Below are 21,229 nucleotides of genomic sequence, written 5' to 3'. Positions count from 1 at the left end.
GCCCTTAAGTGCTTGCTCAGATACTCGAAATACCATGCTCTTTTACCACCTGCAAATTAGGCCAAGTTTCGCGCCAGTTTTTACGTTCGACTCTGCGCGTAAAAGCCTGAGGGTTGCGACACTTGGCATTCAGGGTAATCGTGCCAGAAAAAAGTGGCGCCAAACCAAAAGGGGCGATAAATTCAACCCTGCCTTTCGCCAAACGGACACCTACCGCCGTTTCCAGCTCTACCCAATAACTCAAAGCGTCCACACTCGAATGGTAAGGACGGTCGCCATTGCGTATGTGCATTCGCGCCTGATTCTTTACCGACCAAGGTACAGGGATTTTATCCCGTAAGCGATCTTCATAGGCTTGATCACGGGATTCGCAGGTCTGACTGGCATCAAAATAAATCACGTCAATATCATTGAGCGGGGATGCCTTTGAATAACCGTGCAGCCTATCCCACACTAAGTTGCGAACAAAACCCGCGGCTAAACACCAATCGGGTAAAGCCAGCGCGGCGGTCTCTTTTAAAAGTGCCATGCGTGTAGCATCTTTGCGCAGCCAATCCCTCACTTGCTGAGCATAGCAGGCCTCACTCTTCACGCCGAGGCCTCAATCAATACCGTACCGGAAACAGCCGGGTGGGATTTTCCAGCTTAATAATGCGGCTGCGCGAAGGGGCAAAACTCGCCGAGGGAGAGGTTTGTAAGCTGCCGTCGGCGTGCATCGCCTCTAGCCCCTCGTTCAACCGTGCAATTAACTCGGGGCGCTGATTAGTCACAACCGGAGAGCTCGACAATGGGTAGTAAATCAGAAGATCAGGTACGATGGCAAAGCGGTTTGGATCGTCGGCATATTTGTCTAAAATTGACTCTGCTTCATCCACCCCCAACGGCAGATAATCAACCTCACCTTTCTCAAGCAGTTGGAGTAATGCGGGCAAATCTTCTGCACCTTTCACCGGTAACTCATTTGCCTCATACACCCACATATCAGGCCAGTATAAGCCCTGACCGGCCAGTTTTTTGCGTAGCTCAGACGCGTGCTCGACGTCGGCAAATTCTGACAGCCGATCGCGCCGCACAACCACGTAGCGATAGCCCAGCTTACCTCCGGCAATTGGCACGGGAATTAAGGTTAACTCTTCAGGGGGGAAGCTCAAATACGAAGTGGGAACGATATGAATTTGCTCACCCTTAGTCAGTAAATGCCGCCAGTCGCCGCCTAAGGATGCTTCATGAGATACTGTTAAACGATAGGGTCCGTATTGCGCTTCGGTACGCTGTAACGCTTGCGCAATAACCTGTGCTTCGCGCTCGGCGCGGCCAGGAGCATTACCGCCCACCCACAGTATGTATTCGGGCACCTCGGTCGCTTGCTCTCGTGCCGCCTCTGCACTTGCCACACCAAGCAAACAAAGGCAGATAACAGCCATACAGCGCATCAGTGTGTTATTCATTATTAACATGCCGGCCCCACCTTTACCCAAGATCTGACGCTTATTGTCACCACAGCTGGCGGTCATCATAACATAGCGGCCCAGGTGTTCACGGCACCTCGAAATTAAAACACTGCGGCGATATTCCAAACCCGTCTAGCGGCCACAGCCCTTGCCACAACTGGGCTGGCGTAAAGGCTTACCGGTTTTCAGACGTCACACTTTGGTTATATCGCAAAGTGTGGCGACCTCCGGTGACGCGACTAATAGCCTGCTTTGGCTACGCCTACCTTAACGCAAGGCTGTGGCATCGTATTAACACCTAGGGGAACCACTATGACAATAAAGTACTCACATCCCAAAGCTCTGCTGAGCGCGGCCCTGTGCGCCAGCGCTTTACTCAGCACCCAGGGGGCATTGGCCGCCCGCTTTCAGGCCGAAGATTATACCGCTTATGCCGATACCACAGCAGGCAATACAGGAGGCGTCTATCGCTCGGACGGCGTCGATATAGAAGCCACCAGCGACGAAGGTGGCGGTTATAACGTCGGCTGGGTTGAACCTGGTGAGTGGCTGACCTACGCCAACCTAAATATTCCCAGCACCGGCCGTTATCTGCTGCGGGCACGTGTTGCCAGTGGTGGTGGCGGAGCGCTGTCGGTTGATCTTAATGCTGGCTCTATTTTACTGGGCGAGCTGAGTATTCCCGCTACCGGCGGCTGGCAAAACTGGCAAACCGTTGAGCGCGAGGTGGATTTGAACGTTGGCAACTACAGCCTAGGGGTCTACGCCAGTACCGGTGGCTGGAATCTAAACTGGTTAGAGGTTGAGCCGCTCAACAATGGCGGCGGCAACAATAACGCCAACACCACCACTTTTGAGGCCGAAGACTACAACAACGCCAGTGATACCACTCCCGGCAATACCGGTGGCGCCTACCGCGATGGTAATGTCGATATAGAAGCCACTAGTGATCAGGGCGGCGGCTACAGTGTCGGCTGGATCGACTCGGGTGAATGGCTCGCCTTTAACGACTTTAATGTCCCGACCGCAGGCAACTATAAGCTAGAGGCTCGTGTCGCCAGCGGCGGCAACGGCGGTGTGCTCTCGCTGGATTTAAACGGCGGCAGCACAGCCTTGGGGGAAATAACCGTTCCCGCCACCGGCGGTTGGCAAACGTGGCAAACCGTTACGCTTAATGCCTACCTGCCGGCCGGCAACCACAGCCTTGGGGTTTACGCCACCACGGGTGGCTGGAACCTTAACTGGATAAAAGCAACACCGACCGGCGGCACCAACCCAAACCCCAACCCAACCGTTACCTGGAGCGACGAGTTTGATAGCATTGATTTAAACACGTGGAGTTTCGAAACTGGCGGCAACGGCTGGGGCAATAACGAGCTGCAGTTTTACACCAACGGCAACAACGCATCGATTCAGTTTGACCCCCAAGCGGGCAGCAATGTTCTGGTGCTAGAAGCACGCCAGGAAACCGGCGGCTCCTGTTGGTGGGGTGGAAACTGTGGCTACACGTCGGCCCGTATGAACACCCGCAACAAAAAGTCGTTTCAATATGGTCGGATGGAGGCGCGCTTAAAACTGCCTAAAGCGCAAGGTATATGGCCCGCTTTCTGGATGCTGGGCGATAACTTTAACACTCAAGGCTGGCCGCAAGGTGGTGAGCTAGACATTATGGAGCATGTCGGCACCAATAATATTACCTCCGGCGCCCTCCACGGGCCGGGTTATTCTGGCAACACGCCAATCACCGGCCATCTGGATCACGCATCACCCATCGAGCAATCTTATAAAACCTACGCGGTAGAGTGGGACGCCAACGGCATTCGCTGGTTTGTCGATGACATTAACTTTTACAGTGTTACTCGCGCGCAAATTGAGCAGTATGGACAGTGGGTATACGATCAACCCTTCTGGTTCTTGCTTAACGTCGCCGTTGGCGGCAACTGGCCGGGCGACCCTGACCACGCTAACTTTAGCACCCAACGTATGTATGTCGATTACGTCCGCGTATACCAATAACCTCAAACGTACAAAAAAGCCCGCGTTAATCTCGCGGGCTTTTTTTATCTGGCATTGGCACTTCACATCAAGCATAAAAAAGGCGGGCAATAAATGCCCGCCAAGTGAGGGTCTAAAAACCCCATGCCAAAGGAGAGAAGGTTAAAACTTATACTTCGCTTTTAGGCCAAAGGTACGGCCACGAGCTTGGTAGGCAACATCTTTAGCAGCGCCACCAAACAACTCTTTCTCAGTTGGGGCGTACTCTGAATCGTAATCCACATCGGTACAGTTTTTACACCACAGCTGAAACTCTAGATTATCGTCAAACACATAAGAGATACTGCCGTTAACCAAACCGACATCATCTTGTACATCCTGCCCATCAATCCACCAGTACCGATCTGCGGTATAGCTGTACTCGATCTGTGTAATCAGATTGTCATCACGACCAATCGGCAGATCGTGTCGCGCCGATACGTTGGCAGATTGGTGCGGAAAGTTGGGCATTTTCTCGCCCTGGAAGTTGTTATCAAACGAAGCCTGAGTGCCTGCAGGCAATTTAACGGTATTGGCCGTACGAGCCAAAAGCTCTGACTGCATACGATCGCGAATACCGGAATCGAATTCGGTGATTTCAGAATCCATAATACCAATGCCAGCCGTCAGCAATAGGTTATCGGTAGCGGCAAAGTCTAAGCTCAGCTCAACCCCGTTAATTTCGCTTTTAGGAATGTTATACAAGCTCTGCACAAAAATAGCGCCGTCAAATTCAAACTGTTGCGCGTTCTCGTAGCGTTGATGGAATATTGCACCATTCGCACGCAAGCGGTTACCCAGTAGAGTCGACTTAAAACCTAGCTCAAAACTATCCAAGGTCTCTTGATCATAGCTATCGGTCAAGAGCGCACCGGAGGCGTTAAAGCCACCACTCCTAAAGCCACGGGCGGCCGTACCATAAAACGTCCAGTCATCGTTAGGCGTATACGCCAACGACACCTTGGGCTGAAAAGCCGAGAAAGTGCGACTGATCGTTGAACCCGATTCAGAGCAGTTTTCAGGGTCAGCGGTCGAATCGCAACTGCCCACACCCAAACCAAAGGTATCCACCGTTGGGCCATCAATACGCGTCACTTCGCGTTCGTCCTCGTCGTACCGCCCAGCCACCGTTAAGGTTAAGGTGTCGGTCATATGGTAATCAGTGCTAAAGAAAACCGCCCATGCGGTATTGTCTTGCTCATTTTGGGTCGCATCAATTAAGCCATTACAGGTGGTAAAGTCCGTTATGATGGGACCACCTGGGTACGCAGGCTGACAGTCAAACGGTTGTCCTTCAGGGCGCTCCCATGTGGTACGCAGAGTATCTGCGCGGTCGGTTAATAGGCCATAGGCGCCGACAACGTAATCAATGTTGTCCGAGACGTTACCTGACAGACGGAACTCTTGCGATACCGTTTGTACATCGTAGTACTGATCGGATCCCACAAAATTGCCGGCGGCCCAATCGGCGAGCGTCGTACTAAAAAATTCGCGATCGACCTCACTATCAAGCCCATCAATAAACGCATTGACGTACGGTTCGGTAAAAAACAGCACATTACCGGTACGGTCGTTGCCGCGAGTTTCACCCGCGACACCATAGCGCTCATTGGTATCCGTGGCCGCGGTAATCGAGGTGAGCGTGACGTCGTCAAAACCGTGCTCAATTTTCAACGATCCACTGTTAATGGTGCGATTAGCCGTAGGGTTACCGTTAGAATTTATAGGAAATTCGTATTCTTGATTGGGGTCAGTCTCAAGGCGATAAATATTGCGGTACCACATGGCGCCAGATTCAAGATCGTTTTGCGAGTAGCGTAAATCTACCGACGTTCTATCCGTAGGCTCCCACAACAACTGTGCACGGAAGTCACGATTTTCTTCAAAATCCATATAACTATTGCTTGGCGCATCACCTGTTACGCCGCGTGAGTTACGTTCGTACACATCGTTGAGGTACTGGTTCTCGATGGTACCGCCAAAAGAACGATGATTGCCCGCAAAGCGGAACATCAAGTCATCGGTAAGGGCGCCAGCCAACGAACCGGTCACCTCAAATAGCTCACCGTTGCCACCGCCAACACTAAAGCGTCCTTCAAGGTCTTCCGTCGGTTTTTTTGAGGTGACGATCAGCGCGCCGCCCAGGGCGTTGCGGCCGTACAACGCGCCCTGTGGACCTTTTAACAGTTCAATTTGCTCCACATCAAAAAACGATTGTGAAATTTCAGAGGCACTACCTACCTGCACACCGTCGACAACAACCGCCACCGCGGGTTCTGAATTACGTACCGAGGAGATACCACGAACGATCAAAAAAGTCGACGAAGGGCTCAAAGATTCAGTAATAGCGACGTTAGGGATTCTAACGGTCACGTCGCGTGCGGCTTGAATATTAGCACGCTCGATTGCGTCACCCGAAAAAGCAACAACGGTATCGGGAACTTGTTGCGAGTTTTCCTCTTTGCGACGTGCAGTAACCGTAACGACTTCGAGTCCGTGTGCCTCGGGTTCGGCGGCTTGTTCGGCATAGCTGGCAGCGCTTGCCAGGGTTCCAAGGGCTGTAGCAACCGCCACAGACAGATACTTTTTATTCATATTATCGCTCTCTTGCGTAGATGGCTCGTTAATTATTGCAAGCTGACCATCCTCGCTGACGCTATACCTCAAAGGTGTACGGTTCAGCATTTGATCCAACGCCTGGGACAAGCTGAAATTACCAATCAAAGCATTGGTAGTTACACCTTTCACCCGATCAAACGGAAACACCAAGGTTATATTCGCCTGCGAGGCAAACTCTGTCAGTGACAGATCAGCTCGACTTGCAGGAATATCAAAGTGATGTCGCCGATCGAGATCTACGCCATACGCATTAACGCAAAGTAATGTCACAGACAAACAGAACGCCACGACTTTGATTTTCCTGGCGAGTAATACTCTCACCAAGGTCAAAGACGAACCTGCGTAAAAATTCCACCAACCGTTATCTCGCATTATTATTTTTCTCAGTGCCAAAGCTTAATACTCATTAAGTTTGAGCAACATTCTTTAGCTACTACCATTTAGCAAACGTGTCGTAACAACTACTCTTCAAGCGTTTTTAGCTCGATAGAATTATCATCCAGATAGCGGTGCCCAATTGAAAAATTACTCTGCAGGCCCGCCAACAGACCATCGACATCTCCGGCCCGAAAAAGCCCGGCAATACGTACCGATTTAAGTTCGGGATCGGCAAAGGTAATACGCGTATCGGTATACCGGCTTACTTCCGCAATCGCCTGAGCTAACGTCTCACCACGAAACACCAGCTCACCGCGCTGCCAACTTAACAGGTTGCTTACCTCGGCATCGGTAACAGGCTCTACCCGATGTTTGGCTTGCGCCAACACTAGCCTTTCACGCGCCGCGACCGGCTGCACGGGGGAACCAATACGAGCGTAATCAGTGGCAAGGCGTGTTAGGCGGTTGTTTGACTCTTGCGCGTTAGCGGTCAACACCTTGCCTTCGGTGACAATCAGCTCAACGCTATCGTCGTCTAACACCTGCACATTAAAAGCCGTACCCACCGCTTCGACGAGCTTACCAGCGGCAAAAACGCGCAGCGGGCGCATCGCATCGTGCGCTACTTGTACGTTTAACTCACCTCGCAACAGCACAATATCGCGGTAATGCTGGTTAAAATCCAGCTCCAACTGTGAGTTTGTATTTAGTGTTAAACGGCTGCCATCACTCAGCAACATGCTTCGTCGTTCGCCGACGAGCGTCGTTAGCAAACCATTCCCCGGCGCCGACAAATGTGCATCATGCAGCCAACGTAAGGCTCCACCAGAGAAGGCCATTAGAGCGAGCCCCATGCAAACCACAAATACAATGGAAGCGGCAGCGCCAAGTGATACTCGGCGGCGCCGCCGGTTTGGGACGACGTCGGGGAACAGATCCGCCAGACGGCTCAGCTGGTCCATGCTGTCCCACAGCTCGGCGCACTCATACAGCGCGCGCTCGTGCGCCGAGTGCCTCTTTAGCCAGCGACTCAACTGTTGTCGCTCAGCGGCTGTCAAGCCACGGTCCATCGCCGCTACCCAGCGGCACGCTTGCTGGTCAATGTCATCGCGACTTGCAAAACGCAGCACATTACTCATAGCGACCGCGCCCCTGAATCACGCCGACTTTTGCATGCATAAACTGACGCGCCTTGAGCAGCCCCGTGGCGATGTGTTTTTCTACGGTGCTTTCGCTAATACTAAGCTCGGCGGCAATTTCCTTTTGGCTGTAGCCATAGACCTTTTTTAACACAAAGGCTCGTCGACACTGCTGCGGCAAATGCCTGACGGCCTCACAAAAAAGCGCAAACTCCTGATCGCCGCTGACGCAATCTAAAGTGCTGTCATTCTCAGAGCCAATCTCAAACTCACCGTCTCCCGCGAGTTGGGTCATAGAGGTCGCGAGACGGTACTCCGCCCGCTTGACATGATCCAGAGCGAGGTTACGGGCCATTTTCAACAAAAAAGACTGAGGGTTTCTAATCTGCCTTAAGTCCTGAATTTGACAGGCTTTTACATAGGTTTCCTGCACTATATCTTCCACATCGTCAGGTGGTACCACTCGTCCCACGGTTCGTCGCATTAAACCGAGAGCCTTAAAATAGATGCGTTCCATACCATTTGAATAGTGCATGCTCATACCTGGCTGTATTTCTTATTAGTAATCCGGCCGCCATCGAACTGACGCGATTGAGAGCGCTGGCAATATTCTTCTGGTCTAACTACCATGACGAACTGGGCGCGAATTTCCCCCAGAGATCTAGTCCACACTCAACCCGGGTTTATAACGTTTCGCCCTATTGCAGGCTGTACGTGAATATACGAAAGCAACTCTCAAGCTTTATTCCCGATCTCGCACCAAAGCAAGCGAGGGTTATCTCAATGAGTATCCGTATAACAATATTCAGCGTACTGATCAGCCCATGTTTGGCATTTGCGCAAAGTGGCAATGCTAAAGTTCCGGTTTGCCTACACGATGAGATCTGTGTCACCTTGCCTGGCACGGTGCAATTGCAACCAATAGAAAGCTCGCCCAGACAAGCTCAAATAATATTTGCACGACACAGTGGATCAGTGGCACATGCCCAGGCCGCGCAGTACCTATTGCAAATCGTGCCTATCCGGCGTGAAACCAATGATCGTCGCTTGTGGCTAGATTTAGCACAGCGTATTGGCGCGCAACACTCTCGGGTATTACTGCTGCCACAGCGCCCGGAGCGTTATAGCATTAGCAGCTCGCCAGAGAGCTACGGCAGTTATCAACGCGCAAGCTGGCCTACCCACAACGGCCAAGCGCAGGCGCTCTATCATTTACTAAAAGTCGGCCAAGAGCGCTATTGGGTTGTGGCGACGGCGGTCGCCCCCGCCGAGATTGACAGCTACACTCAGGAGCTACTGCAGTTATTGCGCAACATCACCCCCAGCCCGTAACAAACAGCACAGCGGGCAAGCAGCTAAATAACAGGCAATAAAAAACCCTCTCCCAACGGGAGAGGGTTAATAACGATAAAGGCTATCGGTTAACGCCTAGTCTTCAGAGGTCCACTCAATTGCCTTGCGGATCATCTCGACCATATTGGGGTCGGAGAAGTTCGCATCAACGTGACCTACCGCCGTATAGAATGCGCGGCCTGAGCCCACGGTATTTTTAAACACGACCGGATGATCTTCTACCGGGTAGTTGGAGTTGTAACTACCGCGATCCAAATTAGCCAACACCTCAATGTTGCCCACATTGCGAGGATTGCTCTCCCAGAAGTACCACTCATCATCTAAATACCAGTCAGAACCAATATGATTCATCAATGGGTCATTCACCGCTTCGATCTCTACACGGGCGTAAGGAATACCGTCACCGTGGTGAATAAACTCGGCACCGCCCATTAGCGTATCGGTGTACCAATCCCAACTGTGCTCTGTATCAGCGGCCGAGTGAGTACCAACGAAGCCACCGCCATTTTCAATGTAGCTTTGGAAGGCCACTTTTTGGTCGGCAGTAAAAATATCACCGGTGGTATTCATAAAAACTACCGTGCTGTACTGCGCAAGGTTAGCACCGGTGAACAGGCTTGAATCTTCGCTGGCGGTAATGCTGTAACCATAGTCCGAAGCGATCTCTTGCACCATGGCGATACCGGCGGGGATGGACCCGTGACGGAAGCCCGATGTTTTTGAGAACACCAAAACGTTAGGACAATTATTACCGCAGTTCACCGAAAACTCGGTGGTGCGAGGAATACTTACCTCTGCGCCGCTTGCGTCCAGCAGCGTTACTTGCAAGGTGTGACGGCCTGTAGCCAAGCTGCCAAGGTTTATCGCGTTAAGGTTGGCGACATCAATTGCCGCACCCCCATCTAGGCGATAACGGTACTGACCACCGTTGGCAAACCAGCTGCCATCGGTAACATTAACCTGCAAGCTCACCTCATCCGTCTCGGGAATACTGGCACCCGCCGTCGGGGAAACAATATTCACCAGAGCAAGGTCAGGGTCGGCTGCCATGCCGTAAGTTTCCACCTCAAACAGCGAGTAGCCATAGCCGGTAGCGCGGCCCGTGCCGTGCATGCGAATGTAACGACCAGACTCACCATTTAAGGTAATGTCATCGACGCCACCGTTGCCACTATCGGTCGAGAACACGGTTGCCCAGGTGTTGCCATCATCCGAAACATCGATGGTATAGACGTTACCGTAGGCGCCCTCCCAGTCCAGCATAATACGGGTAAAGTACGTCAACTCGCCCATATCCAATTGCAGGTACTGCGGGTCGCTTTGCTCACTTTCCCAGCGCGAGGCCTCGTTGCCATCGATGGCATTGGCCGCAACGCCGGTGCCCACACTACTTGACGCCGTAACATCAATAGGTGTGAGTTTTTCTGGCGAGCCGGTTGGACCACCGTTATTATTGCCGTCGCTATTAACAACAAACTGTACGGTATCGCCACTGCCAATCACGACCCCATTGGCGTCCAATAAATCAACGCTTAGGCTGTGAGTGCCCACACTGAGCACACCAAGATCGACGGCGCCCGTTTGAGTAACGCCAACGGCGCCGTTACCGTCCAGGTAATAACGGTAACTGCCACCATTGCTAAACCAGTCGGCATCGTCTACCGCCACCATCAAGCTAACGGTATCACCTTCAACAAATGCTTGATTGGCAAACGGCGCGGTGATGTCGATTTGTGCCTCGAGCGCGACATCGCCTTCGCTGTAAATACGCATTTCCCAGATTGAGTAGCCATAAGGCGTGGCACGTTCGGTTGCATTTAAGCGCACATAACGCCCTTGCCCGGCTACATCCAACGTCTCCTCACCGCCAGCACCAGAGGTCGTACTGTAAATTGGCGTCCAGGCATTCCCGTCTTGCGACACTTCAATGTTATACGCAGTGGCGTAGGCGGGCTCCCAATCGATTTGTATACTACCGATCGCGTAACTCGCCCCTAGATCAACCTGTAAAAAGTGCGTATCGGAATGCTCGCTGCCCCAGCGGGTGCCCATATCACCATCAAAGGCATTGTTGGCAACGTGCGGGCCTTCTACCTCTGACGAGGTAGCAGACTTATTCAGACTCAGCAACTCGGCATCGTTGGTCTCACTCGCCTGCACGGTAAAGTTCACGTTGCGTGCAGAACCAACCGCATCGCCCGCGGCATCAACCAGTACCACCGTCAAGCTATGTGCTCCTGCGGCTAAAGCGCCAAGGTTGACACTGGGGTTAGTCGCCGTGAGTTCGGCACCACCATCCAAGCTGTAGCGAATGCTACCGCCCGCCGCAAACCAGTTGCCATCACTGACGGATACCGACAGGTTTACGGCCTCCCCTGCTTGCACAGTTTGTCCGGCACTTGGCGATTGAATCGTGACACTAGCGGTCGGCGCCTGAACGTCGCCATACCCCCAGACCTCCATTTCAAACAGTGAATAACCCCACTCGGTACCGCGCTCGGTACCGTTCAAGCGTACATAACGATAATCACCCGAGACGTTAATGGTTTCATCACCACCGGTACCACCACTGACACTGGCAAGAACCGTCCAGTCACTGCCGTCGACAGAGCCTTCAATCGTGTAGGCGCTACCGTAAGCCGCCTCCCAACTTAGATTAACCGACGTTAGAGTTGATACCTCTTCCAAGTCGACCTGAATCCACTGAGGATCGGCAAACTCACTGGCCCAACGGGTAGCTGGGTCGCCGTCAAACGCATTGGCCGCGATCATATCGCCCTCAATATCTGAGCTACTCGCCGGTTTATTAAGAGATAATAAACCTTCCTCTGTGGCGACCGCCTCTTTACCAAATACTTCGACTTCAAACAACGAGTAGCCCCACGGCGTGCCCCGCTCGGTCCCCGTCAAACGAATGTACTGATAATTACCCGACAGGTTAGTCAGCTCATCAACACCGCCATCACCATTGTCGTTAACCACAACCTCGGTCCAGGTCTCGCCATCCGTCGAGCCTTCTATGGTATAGGCGCTGCCGTAGGCTGCTTCCCACGTTAACGTCATAGAGTCGATGGCATACACACCGCCCAAATCGATTTGCAACCACTGTGGGTCTTCGGCAAGGCTTGACCAACGGGTGGTTGGATCGCCATCGGTGGCAAAATCAGCGACAAACGCATCTTGCACCGAAGATGCCTGAGCGCTGGCACCACCAGAGATTAAACGCACACCTTGATCTGGGTTACCTTCAAGCGATTCAATCCACTGCTCTAATACATCAATGTATTCTGTGTGCTCTAACGCGCGACCCAGTGGTGGCATGCGATCATCCGGGTTTTCACTTTTATCGCGGATATAAAGTACAGACTCGTGTGGTGCGCCCGGCGTTACTACCTCGGCATCGGCAATGCCATAATAATTTTCGTAGTTGCGAATACCGGTGGTTAGCTCGCTGACAATTTGCATCTCAGCCAGCGGGGTATTGAAACGCGCATCCCACTGAGAGCCACCGTTGCCGGTGCCGTGACAGTGTGAGCAGTTGGCGTCCAGGTATGATTTAACCCGCTTTTCTAAGGTCGCACTGGTATCGCCAATCGCCACCATACGATCAAACGTATCTACCTGAGCATTGTTAAAGGCCGGATTAAACAGATTCAGGTTATTAAAGTGAACCAGCTGATTCTCTGTCCCACCGGCATAACTGTAATCGCTGTTCAACTGGCGGGTATTCATGCCTAATATTTGGCTGGAGCCGGCGTTGTGACAATCAATGCACTGGGTCGGGCTTGGGTACGCCCAGGTTTGCGTCCAGCTATTGCCGTTGGCATCGGTCACATTAATATCTTCCAACACCTCAGTGGTCAGCAAGTCAGCATCACTGTTGTCGGCACGCCACTTATAGGTAAGCCCGTACACCTTGCCGTTTTCTTGCATCACAATAAGACGGGTTTCTAGGCGTTTAGTGACACTGCCATCGTCGCCCACCAGCGGTAATTCAAAATGCTTAACGGCAACGGTACCGGCGGGAAACTCCCAAAATTCTTTCTCGTCCCAACCGATTTGCTGCCCCGTCGGTATTGAGATCCAGCGCGACTTAAGTGCCCGATCCGACCACAACTTCGTGTTGGGCTGAAACGGAATTAAGTTTTGCGTGGGCACCATGTTGGCAGTATCGCTAAACACGCCGGTTTGCGACAACAACGTCGGCACATCGGTAAAGTTCGCATCGAGCTTGCAAGGCATATTTAAATACTCAAAGCCTGTTGGCTCGCACACCTCAGGCTCGTCCGTACCAGCGCCAAACATTTGCATCTCAAATAACGAGTGGCCATACCCGGTACCGCGCTCAGTACTGGTCAATCGCACGTAGCGATAAGCATTGTTATTTTCAATAATATGCAGCGCAGTACCGCCAACGCCGTTTAGCTCTTGAGCTAAAGGCTCCCAATTTGCATCATCGTTAGAGCCTTCAATCACATAGCGCGAACTGTAGGCTCCCTCCCAGGTGATTTTAATGGTGCTGATAACAGAACTATCTTGCAGTTCAGCTTTTAACCATTGGGGATCGGACTGTTCACTCTCCCAGCGAGACGCTTCAAGGTCACCATCAAAGGCATCCATCGCGACATTGCCGCCAACTTCACTACTCGCCCAGGCACTAATGACCGGCAACAGTGGGCCATCATCGCGGCCGCCAACGTAATCAAAACGATACAATGCACCGCCGCCATAGGGCTCTTTATCACAACAGCCAGAACCCCACTGCAAGACATACAGCTGATGGGTGCGCGGATCCAGCTCAACATCAATCGCGCCCTGAAAGCCTGCAGTATTTAACGGAAAGTCTTCGGCAACCGGTGGCGTAGAGCTTGAGGCAGGGTCAAGCACCGAGAATCGGCTGCTATTAAAATCCCAAAAAATCAATTTACCGTTGTAGTAAGCCGGTAATTTAAAGTCGTTCTCGACACTTTCATCGTAACGATACACCGGACCAGCCATAGTCGCCTGATGCCGGACCGTCCAGATTGCCCCAGTGGAGTTCGGCAGATTAGTCGCGCCGGTATTGTCCGAGGCATTATTAACAATGTTATTGGGATCAAAGCCAGCGTAAGGCTGGTTATAACCGATAATATAGGGCCAGCCATAGTTGCCAGCGCTACAGATTTCATTTAACTCATCAAGTCCGCCAGGGCCCTCGGCACTATCAGTCGAGGCGTCTGGGCCGATATCACCAACGTACAAACACCCTGTCAACGGATCCATGTTTAGCCGATAGGGATTACGAAACCCCATAGCGTAAATCTCGGGACGATGCAAAGCATCACCGGCAAATAAGTTACCCGCCGGAATCGTGTAGCTACCGTTTGCGGTCGGGGTAATACGCAACACTTTACCGCGCAAATCGTTGGTGTTGCCCGACGTGCCCTGTGCCGCTGGCTGAAAATAGCCGCCCGCCGCTTTGTTATCACCGGTGGTAATAATTAAATTACCCGCCATATCGAACTGCATAGAGCCGCCCATGTGGCCATGGGCTTCATCACCGGTAATCCACTGCAGCACAACGGATTCCGAGTTGTGATCAATCGAGTTATCTGGGTTAACCGTAAAGCGCGATACCCGGGTAATGCTACCGGGCGATGTGTACTGAAAGTAAATATAATTGTTTTGCGTAAAGTTCGGGTCTAGCGCAACACTCAACAAGCCGTCTTCAAACACACAGCGAACATTGGGCACCGTATCAGTTTGGGTTGGCGTACCGTTATCAATATCCCAAGCGTAAAGTGCCCCACACTTGCTGGCAATAAACACGCGGCCATCTTGCGAGATTTCGAACTCCATCGGCAAGTCGAGATTTTCGGCGACCACCTGACGCTGAAAATCAGCATCAGAGGGCGCCGACTGCGCGAGTACAGGGGTTGCGCCGAGTGTCATCAGCGCACAAGCGCCAAGCAACGACCTCCAACCAAGACGACAGTGCCGCGATAGCGACTCTGCAACGCTTGGGCATTTATCTGGTTTATTCATACTGTATTCTCCAGTGCGGTTGCTGTGCGCGTTTCCCTGTGTGGCTCTCACCCGGTGCGCTACGAGGTTCACTGTGATCCATTAGTGTTGTTATTGCTTTTGTCGCGCTCAAAAAATCGAGCACGTTGACAGTTACAGCCCATCGCTAAAAAATAGAAACACTTATATCATTAGGCGAACTGCGCTTTGATCTGACATTCAAGACGAGCGACTTGATAATATCCGCCATGATAAGTGTCAGCACCAAACCCTAGCGGCATTTAGGCAGTCCTTAAAAACCTCGCCAAATCAAAGGCTTAGAAGAAACGCCAAGGGAATAGACCATTGTCGTTTATCGGCCAAGATGAGAAGTTGCTCACAAATAATTGACGAGAGAAACAAACTCATTCGCTAACCGTTTTATCAGCCTATTCCCGACAGTTAACGTGGCCTTACTGAGATCAAATTATAACCAAACCTCACCAACATTAACGGTCGGCAATGTCCGCACTATCGCCCAGCCAGCCCCACCTAACGAAAAACAGCGCTGCACACCGGAAACTTATAAAGAAAGACCCTCATAAAAAAAAGGCCATCCCTCTTGCCCCTATAAACCACCCCGAATGAATTTAAAGAGCCACAAATGAAGGCACTCATTAGCTATCCGAGTTAGGCGCGAATACAAGAAGCTTAAGCATAATGATCAGATTTAAGGCGGACATGCACGCCACACCAGCGAAGGGCGTAGTGGCAGCATTAAAGGCACTGACCTAAATTAGTATCAACATCAGTTAACGCCACAACATTTTAGAAGAAATGTATTAGTCGTAAGGTCAAACCTTTAATTAGATACTTTGACCTCCAACAACCAGTCTCTACTCGGAAAACGACGCCCAATAAGCGGTCTCACCCTCCGAAATTTCGTGACACTAATGAGTTTTGAAAATAGTGACACTCCCATTTCGCTAATTGTTCAAATGTGAGACGACGAAGAAAACGTTTCCGCGCATATTTGAAGAATAAATTATTAGGAATGGCTCGCATGCCTTAAAACGCACCTGTACATGGATGAATGCATGAATATACAACTAGTTGCCTGTGGCGCTCTTATTTATTCGATCGGGTTCGCAACACACCTACTGTGGAGCCACAACACAAAAGACCCTATCGATGAACCTCCCTTGCCTGCTGCCGCGCAAGAGCCGTCTAAACATCATGACGGTCAATTCGAAAATACGCAGGTTCGCACTGGAAAGTCAAAGGACAAAACAGCTAACGAGGCAACGAGCCTCTCTAATGTCGACTACTTATCGTCCGAAACACACGATAAAAATGCAAGATTAAGCGACACAGAAAAGGAACTAGCCGAGCTTCGCAGAGGCAGGTTCAACGATGAAGCCAAAAAATACGCCAAGCTCAGACGGTTATCTGGAGCCCCCTTCAATCAGCGTCTCGATACCAATTTCCAAAAAGAAGAACGAGACGCGTCATGGTCTCTACAGCAGGAGTCTTTGATCAGCCAGAAACTTCAGTCGGCAGACGACAGTATTTCCATCGTAAATAGTGAATGTCGAAAAACGCAATGCCGTCTATCAATAATCACACCCAGAGATGATCAGAATTCAATCAATCAAATACTCAGCCACATCCTCAATGATCGAACCAATAAGCTTGAGCTCGGAACCTACGTTACTCAAAGAGACACCAGCAGCGGCACTACCTATGTATACATAGACCGCACAGGAGATGACATTAACTTTTTAGACCAAATGCAATAAAGCACCCACTTTGGGGCACCCCCCCAAAGAAAAGCTCTCAGCTAGCTTTTACTTGTTAGGATATTTTATAAACTATGGAGATACATATGAAAACACTAAAACTATCAGCGATCTTTGCGACGTTAATGCTAGGATTTAGCTCGTCTGCTTTGGCGTACGAGTATCCAGAAGTTGAGTATATGAGTCAAACGAGTCCTACGCCGTATGAGCCAATGTTTCTGAATAGAGCCGGCTGCGAATGGAGCTTTGTCACCAGCTACGGAGGTTGGGGCGGTTATATGTTCGTGTACGAGCCTATCGGGAGTTGTGCGTACTCCGAGCAGCATGTAAGTTGGTCTGGGTACCGGACCCAAGGACCTGGCCGTTACGGCTACATTACCATCACTTACGAAGACTAACTTGCGGTAAGTCCTCCTAAAGCCAGTGGTACATGTGCCACTGGCTTCCACACAAAGCTCTAATCATGAAATTTTCTAAGCTGAGCTACCGCATAAAACTAACTACCTTGAAGCACCTGACCAGAAAATCTACTTAACTCACATAAAAAAGTGATAATCGTTGAGCCTTCATTAAAAAACCTTTATGGATATTCTGTTTTTATTAAGTTCATCTTCTTTATAAGCCAACGAGCACCTTAGTCCAACGAGAAAATAAATCGGTTCTTCACTCCATGCACCTCCAGTGGCGTGCCATTTTCAATGCGAGGCTTGTACTTAAATCGCTCGGCGGCTTTTATCGCTGCGCTATTAAACACGCTGGTTGGTGTGCCATCCAAAGTGTTTGCCTGCAATACGGTTACGTTTCGCGTCGCGCCGGTGCGGGTCACTGTGAAGGACACAACAACCTCACCTTCCATCCCCCGTTTCAGAGCCGTCCGAGGATACTGAGGCGCGACTTTTACAATAGGCAGATAATCACCAGGCTGAGCTAAGCCGACTTCTAACGTCGCATCCCTCTGCGCGGGGAATTGCGGTGTAAAACGTCCGGGATCAACCACCTCAACCACGACTTCATCGGTTATTTGAGGAGTTTCGGGTGGCGCCGGTGGCGCTTCAGGACGGGCCAGCAGATCAGGAAGGATCGTTTTGATCGTCGTATCAGGCATCACAACCTTGCCGATATCCACCGACGCTTCAGGTTCGGTATAAACGTAATCTACTTGAATTAAAGTCGCCATCACTAAAAGCAGAGCGGCGGTGGCCGCCATACCCAATGGAATTGCGCTAAAGCGCATTACAGTTGCTGTGGTCATATTCCATTACCTCACACGTACTATGTTTGATTGAGTTACCTTGTTACCACCTACACTGTAAACATAGTCAAACAACAGATGGCGCGCAAATCTTGTTTGGCAATAATAGCGTCCTATACAGAGCCTCTTGGTTATTTCGTACTTCTAGCAAAAGAAATTACTTATGGCGCAACAACGCATCCAGCTCATCCACTACCTCGGCCCAATCGGCATCGTTGCTGACCGCCTCACGCAGTAATTGGCTTTGTGCTTTACTCCAAAATTCCGCGTCTGCCAGCTTGAGCTCTGGCGCTAACGGCCGGTGACGTTCGATAAACTGCTCAATACTGGCCGAATCGCTCTCCAGCCCCAATTGTGCAAACAAAGCAGACAGTGGATGTACGGGGGATTCCATAACAGACCTCTTTGACGAAAGTATAATGTTTGAATATAGACCCATTGTGCACCGGTGGCGAACCAAAAGAAGCCGCCACGGTCTGGCCAGTAAAGACTTGCCAAGCACCACACAAAACCAACACGATGAATGGATCGACAAAAGAGGGATTAAATTATTCGGTCGACGGTTTTAATAAGTCTCGCAGTTTATCGATCGCTTGTCGTAACTGCCGGTAATCGGCATCTGGCAAAGGCTGTCGTTGAGGACTGTCGCTCACTCCAGGGCCACTTGACGCCCGCTCAAAAAAGCGTGACTCGGCGGGGGTAAAGACACGGGACTTACTGCCATCGCGGGCGGTGCCGTTCATGCTGGCCCAACCGTCAGCGGTAATATGTGCATCCATCCAAGTATCGACGTAGATGGCCGAACCAATCGCCTGTGGGTCGGCGTAGCGGCCATCGGCAAACGTGGTTGTTGGGTGCCACGGACGACCCAACGAGGTGCTGTGATCGGGCACACCGGTTTCACGAGTTAGCCGCGAGTGTAAAAACACCAAACCAAACGGTTGGGCAATATTAGTAGAGGGCGCGGTAATATGGCCTTGAATATCACCTAACGCAAACGGCTTGCCGCGTGTTCGCGAGCGTATCTCGCACTGATCAAACACGACAAGGCCATCGCCAAAAATAAAGTCGACATTGCCGCTAACGGTGGACTGATAAAAGTAGCTGCGACCACCGTCAGCAAACACAGTATCCTGGTAACCATCGATGCGCGAGTCATTGATATAGGTTAAATCGCTATCAACATCTAACAATAAAGCCACCGCCTGTGAGTGACGCACGCGGTCCGGGTGCGCTTTAGGAAGAGCGTCGTTCGAGAGAAAATCAAAGGTGTTTTCAATGTGTAGATTACTAAATACGGTATTGCGCGCATTCACCGTTACGGTCGCGGAGCCTGGGGTCCCCCAATCGTCACGGTGATACTGTCCCGCCATAGCGGCATAGGCATCAAAATAAATACGCGGTTTTGCGTTACCCGATGAAAGCCCAATTAACGAAACCTGATCGCGCTCAATGGTGATTTTTTCGTAGTAGTCGCCGGCCAGCAGCGCAACCCGATAACGCCCTGACTTGGGGGCCGCCGACAATGCGGCAGAGACAGTCGAAAATCGTGGTAGGTCACGATAGCCGGCGGGTACGCTCGACTCTTTAGTGGGGGGCGCCACCGTAACCAGCGCATCAAAGGCGGGCTCGGCACGTGCCAAACCCGCTCCTGTCAGCATCAGCACAACCACTAAGACAAACTGTACGCCCCGAAACCAACCGACGTTAATTAGCCCGAGTGAGCTGCGCCCCCAGACCATCACGCCAACTCGGCCTTAACAGCGGCAAGTACGCCTTGCTCATTAATGCGGGTAAGCCACTCGGTTGTAGCCGCCAACACCTGAGCATTGCCACCGAGTGCGGCGCCAAACACCTCTTGCATATTCAGCACCGCTCGGACGGTTTCCTCCGGTGTGTTACTGGCATCACACAGAGCTTTTAAATCAGCTGCTAACGGATCTTGCACATCAATAACGTCGCCTTTTTCGTCGACGCCAGAAACATAACGAATCCACGCAGCCAAAGCCAAACACAACAAATCAATATTGCCTTCGCCATCCAACTGAGCTTGCAGTGTTTGCAGCCAGCGCTGTGGAATTTTTTGTGATCCGTCCATCGCGATTTGCCACGTTCGGTGCTTTAAACCTGGGTTAGCAAAACGCTCGCGCAGCTCAACTTTATAGTGCTCCATATCAAAACCGGTAGGAACACTGAGCGTCTGACTTACTTCGCGATCCATAAAGGTTTGGCATAACTTGGCCAATACCGGCTCACGCATAACTTCACTAACGTAATCGAAGCCTGCCAGATAACCGCAGTAAGCCAACAGCGAGTGGCTACCGTTTAATAGGCGCAACTTCATAATTTCGTAAGCGTGAACATCATCAACCAGCAAAGCGCCGGCATCTTCCCAGGCGGGCCGCGCCGAGCAAAATTTATCTTCAATAACCCACTGACTAAACGGCTCGGCCAACACCATGCCCTCATCACGCAGGCCCAGCTTACCTTCAAGCTCTTGGCGATCGGCATCGGTGGTTGCCGGCACAATACGGTCGATCATTGTGCAGGGGAAGGTCGTGTTAGCACGAATCCAAACCGCCAGTTCAGCACTCGCTTTCTCGGCATATTGCAGTACAACTTTCTCTAGCACTTCGCCGTTGTTAGGCAAATTATCGCAACTTAGGACGGTAAAGCTATCGATACCGGCACGACGCCGTGCGTCCAACGCCGCGACAATATAACCAATAGCCGACTTAGGCGTCTCAGGGTTTACTAGATCGTGCTGGATGTCGGGGTTGTTCAGATTTAAATTGCCACTCGCAGGATCGTGACAATAGCCTTTTTCAGTAACAGTCAGGGAGACAATTTTAATTTGTGCATCGGCCATAACCGATAACAAGGCCGCGGGTGACTCCGGCCCCACCAACACCTCTTTGACTGCGCCCATCACTTGAAACTTTTCACCATCAGCACCGCGCTCGACGATGGTGTACAAACCGTCTTGTGCTGCTAGCTGGTTTTTAACCGTGGGAGAGCGCAAACTCGCCCCAATGATTTGCCAGTCGGTGGCGCCTTTGTTAAGTAGCGCCTCGGTGTACCACGCTTGGTGGGCGCGATGAAACGCGCCTATCCCCAAATGGACAATACCGGCTCGGGCGCTAGCACGGTCGTAGCTCGGGGTACTGGCAACCTGAGCCGCCGTAGCGAGCGTTTGATTATTTAAGCGTTGCATGAAAGATC

The 21,229-nt window shown here is 51.4% G+C and carries 13 protein-coding genes; 3 read left to right on the top strand and 10 right to left on the bottom strand.

The window, feature by feature from the left end; translation table 11 throughout:
- Positions 1-16: 16 nt before the first annotated feature.
- Together ACGHAD_RS02915 and ACGHAD_RS02910 are read right to left on the bottom strand one after the other, a co-directional pair.
- Positions 17-529 carry a nucleotidyltransferase family protein gene (locus ACGHAD_RS02915; protein ID WP_382417406.1) on the bottom strand — a complete coding sequence of 171 codons (513 nt, stop codon included), beginning with the start codon at positions 527-529 and terminating at the stop codon, positions 17-19.
- Positions 530-605: 76 nt separating this feature from the next.
- Positions 606-1,457 (bottom strand): hypothetical protein, encoded by an 852-nt coding sequence (locus ACGHAD_RS02910; RefSeq protein ID WP_390403286.1) that lies wholly within the window; start codon positions 1,455-1,457, stop codon positions 606-608.
- A gap of 306 nt (positions 1,458-1,763) precedes the next feature.
- On the opposite strand from ACGHAD_RS02910, the gene ACGHAD_RS02905 reads away from it, so the two are divergent.
- Positions 1,764-3,467: a carbohydrate-binding protein gene (locus ACGHAD_RS02905; RefSeq protein ID WP_382417402.1), complete on the top strand. Its 1,704-nt coding sequence runs from the start codon at positions 1,764-1,766 to the stop codon at positions 3,465-3,467.
- A 141-nt stretch (positions 3,468-3,608) separates the two neighbouring features.
- Here ACGHAD_RS02905 and ACGHAD_RS02900 read toward each other — a convergent pair whose 3' ends face one another.
- From ACGHAD_RS02900 to ACGHAD_RS02890, 3 genes are all read right to left on the bottom strand, one after another.
- The gene (locus ACGHAD_RS02900) at positions 3,609-6,374 is read right to left on the bottom strand and encodes a TonB-dependent receptor domain-containing protein (RefSeq protein ID WP_382417490.1); all 2,766 of its coding nucleotides are present in this window, start codon (positions 6,372-6,374) and stop codon (positions 3,609-3,611) included.
- Between the two features lie 191 nt (positions 6,375-6,565).
- Positions 6,566-7,621 (bottom strand): FecR family protein, encoded by a 1,056-nt coding sequence (locus tag ACGHAD_RS02895; protein WP_382417400.1) that lies wholly within the window; start codon positions 7,619-7,621, stop codon positions 6,566-6,568.
- Positions 7,614-8,162 (bottom strand): RNA polymerase sigma factor, encoded by a 549-nt coding sequence (locus ACGHAD_RS02890; protein WP_382417398.1) that lies wholly within the window; start codon positions 8,160-8,162, stop codon positions 7,614-7,616. The genes ACGHAD_RS02895 and ACGHAD_RS02890 overlap by 8 nt, the downstream gene beginning before the upstream one ends.
- Before the next feature lie 434 nt (positions 8,163-8,596).
- On the opposite strand from ACGHAD_RS02890, the gene ACGHAD_RS02885 reads away from it, so the two are divergent.
- Positions 8,597-8,953 carry a hypothetical protein gene (locus ACGHAD_RS02885; RefSeq protein WP_382417396.1) on the top strand — a complete coding sequence of 119 codons (357 nt, stop codon included), beginning with the start codon at positions 8,597-8,599 and terminating at the stop codon, positions 8,951-8,953.
- 96 nt (positions 8,954-9,049) lie between these two features.
- Here ACGHAD_RS02885 and ACGHAD_RS02880 read toward each other — a convergent pair whose 3' ends face one another.
- Positions 9,050-14,998: a discoidin domain-containing protein gene (locus ACGHAD_RS02880; protein WP_382417394.1), complete on the bottom strand. Its 5,949-nt coding sequence runs from the start codon at positions 14,996-14,998 to the stop codon at positions 9,050-9,052.
- A gap of 1,055 nt (positions 14,999-16,053) precedes the next feature.
- On the opposite strand from ACGHAD_RS02880, the gene ACGHAD_RS02875 reads away from it, so the two are divergent.
- Positions 16,054-16,755, top strand: a complete 702-nt coding sequence (locus ACGHAD_RS02875; protein WP_382417392.1) for a hypothetical protein — start codon at positions 16,054-16,056, stop codon at positions 16,753-16,755.
- A gap of 634 nt (positions 16,756-17,389) precedes the next feature.
- Here the strand turns inward: ACGHAD_RS02875 and ACGHAD_RS02870 are convergent.
- From ACGHAD_RS02870 to ACGHAD_RS02855, 4 genes are all read right to left on the bottom strand, one after another.
- Entirely contained in the window at positions 17,390-18,007 is a 618-nt protein-coding gene (locus tag ACGHAD_RS02870; RefSeq protein WP_339618055.1) for an energy transducer TonB, read from the bottom strand.
- A gap of 157 nt (positions 18,008-18,164) precedes the next feature.
- Positions 18,165-18,401, bottom strand: a complete 237-nt coding sequence (locus ACGHAD_RS02865) for a DUF2789 domain-containing protein (RefSeq protein WP_339618054.1) — start codon at positions 18,399-18,401, stop codon at positions 18,165-18,167.
- A gap of 154 nt (positions 18,402-18,555) precedes the next feature.
- A complete protein-coding gene (locus tag ACGHAD_RS02860) occupies positions 18,556-19,749 on the bottom strand; it encodes a pectinesterase family protein (RefSeq protein ID WP_382417488.1) in 1,194 nt (397 codons plus the stop codon).
- Positions 19,749-21,221, bottom strand: coding sequence for a mannitol dehydrogenase family protein (locus ACGHAD_RS02855; protein WP_382417390.1), 1,473 nt, complete (start codon positions 21,219-21,221; stop codon positions 19,749-19,751). The genes ACGHAD_RS02860 and ACGHAD_RS02855 overlap by 1 nt, the downstream gene beginning before the upstream one ends.
- Positions 21,222-21,229 lie beyond the last annotated feature (8 nt).

Source organism: Gilvimarinus japonicus, from assembly GCF_042847215.1.
Taxonomy (GTDB): Bacteria; Pseudomonadota; Gammaproteobacteria; order Pseudomonadales; family Cellvibrionaceae; genus Gilvimarinus; species Gilvimarinus japonicus.
The sequence above is the reverse complement of the archived record's forward strand: the minus strand, read 5'-3'. Positions and strand labels throughout refer to the sequence as shown.

Excerpts from the sequence above, each read along its gene's own strand:
- ACGHAD_RS02915 (WP_382417406.1), bottom strand. The coding sequence starts at position 529 with ATGGCACTTTTAAAAGAGACCGCCGCGCTGGCTTTACCCGATTGGTGT.
- ACGHAD_RS02910 (WP_390403286.1), bottom strand. The coding sequence starts at position 1,457 with ATGTTAATAATGAATAACACACTGATGCGCTGTATGGCTGTTATCTGC.
- ACGHAD_RS02905 (WP_382417402.1), top strand. The coding sequence starts at position 1,764 with ATGACAATAAAGTACTCACATCCCAAAGCTCTGCTGAGCGCGGCCCTG.
- ACGHAD_RS02895 (WP_382417400.1), bottom strand. The coding sequence starts at position 7,621 with ATGAGTAATGTGCTGCGTTTTGCAAGTCGCGATGACATTGACCAGCAA.
- ACGHAD_RS02890 (WP_382417398.1), bottom strand. The coding sequence starts at position 8,162 with ATGAGCATGCACTATTCAAATGGTATGGAACGCATCTATTTTAAGGCT.
- ACGHAD_RS02880 (WP_382417394.1), bottom strand. The coding sequence starts at position 14,998 with ATGAATAAACCAGATAAATGCCCAAGCGTTGCAGAGTCGCTATCGCGG.
- ACGHAD_RS02875 (WP_382417392.1), top strand. The coding sequence starts at position 16,054 with ATGAATATACAACTAGTTGCCTGTGGCGCTCTTATTTATTCGATCGGG.
- ACGHAD_RS02870 (WP_339618055.1), bottom strand. The coding sequence starts at position 18,007 with ATGACCACAGCAACTGTAATGCGCTTTAGCGCAATTCCATTGGGTATG.
- ACGHAD_RS02865 (WP_339618054.1), bottom strand. The coding sequence starts at position 18,401 with ATGGAATCCCCCGTACATCCACTGTCTGCTTTGTTTGCACAATTGGGG.
- ACGHAD_RS02860 (WP_382417488.1), bottom strand. The coding sequence starts at position 19,749 with ATGGTCTGGGGGCGCAGCTCACTCGGGCTAATTAACGTCGGTTGGTTT.
- ACGHAD_RS02855 (WP_382417390.1), bottom strand. The coding sequence starts at position 21,221 with ATGCAACGCTTAAATAATCAAACGCTCGCTACGGCGGCTCAGGTTGCC.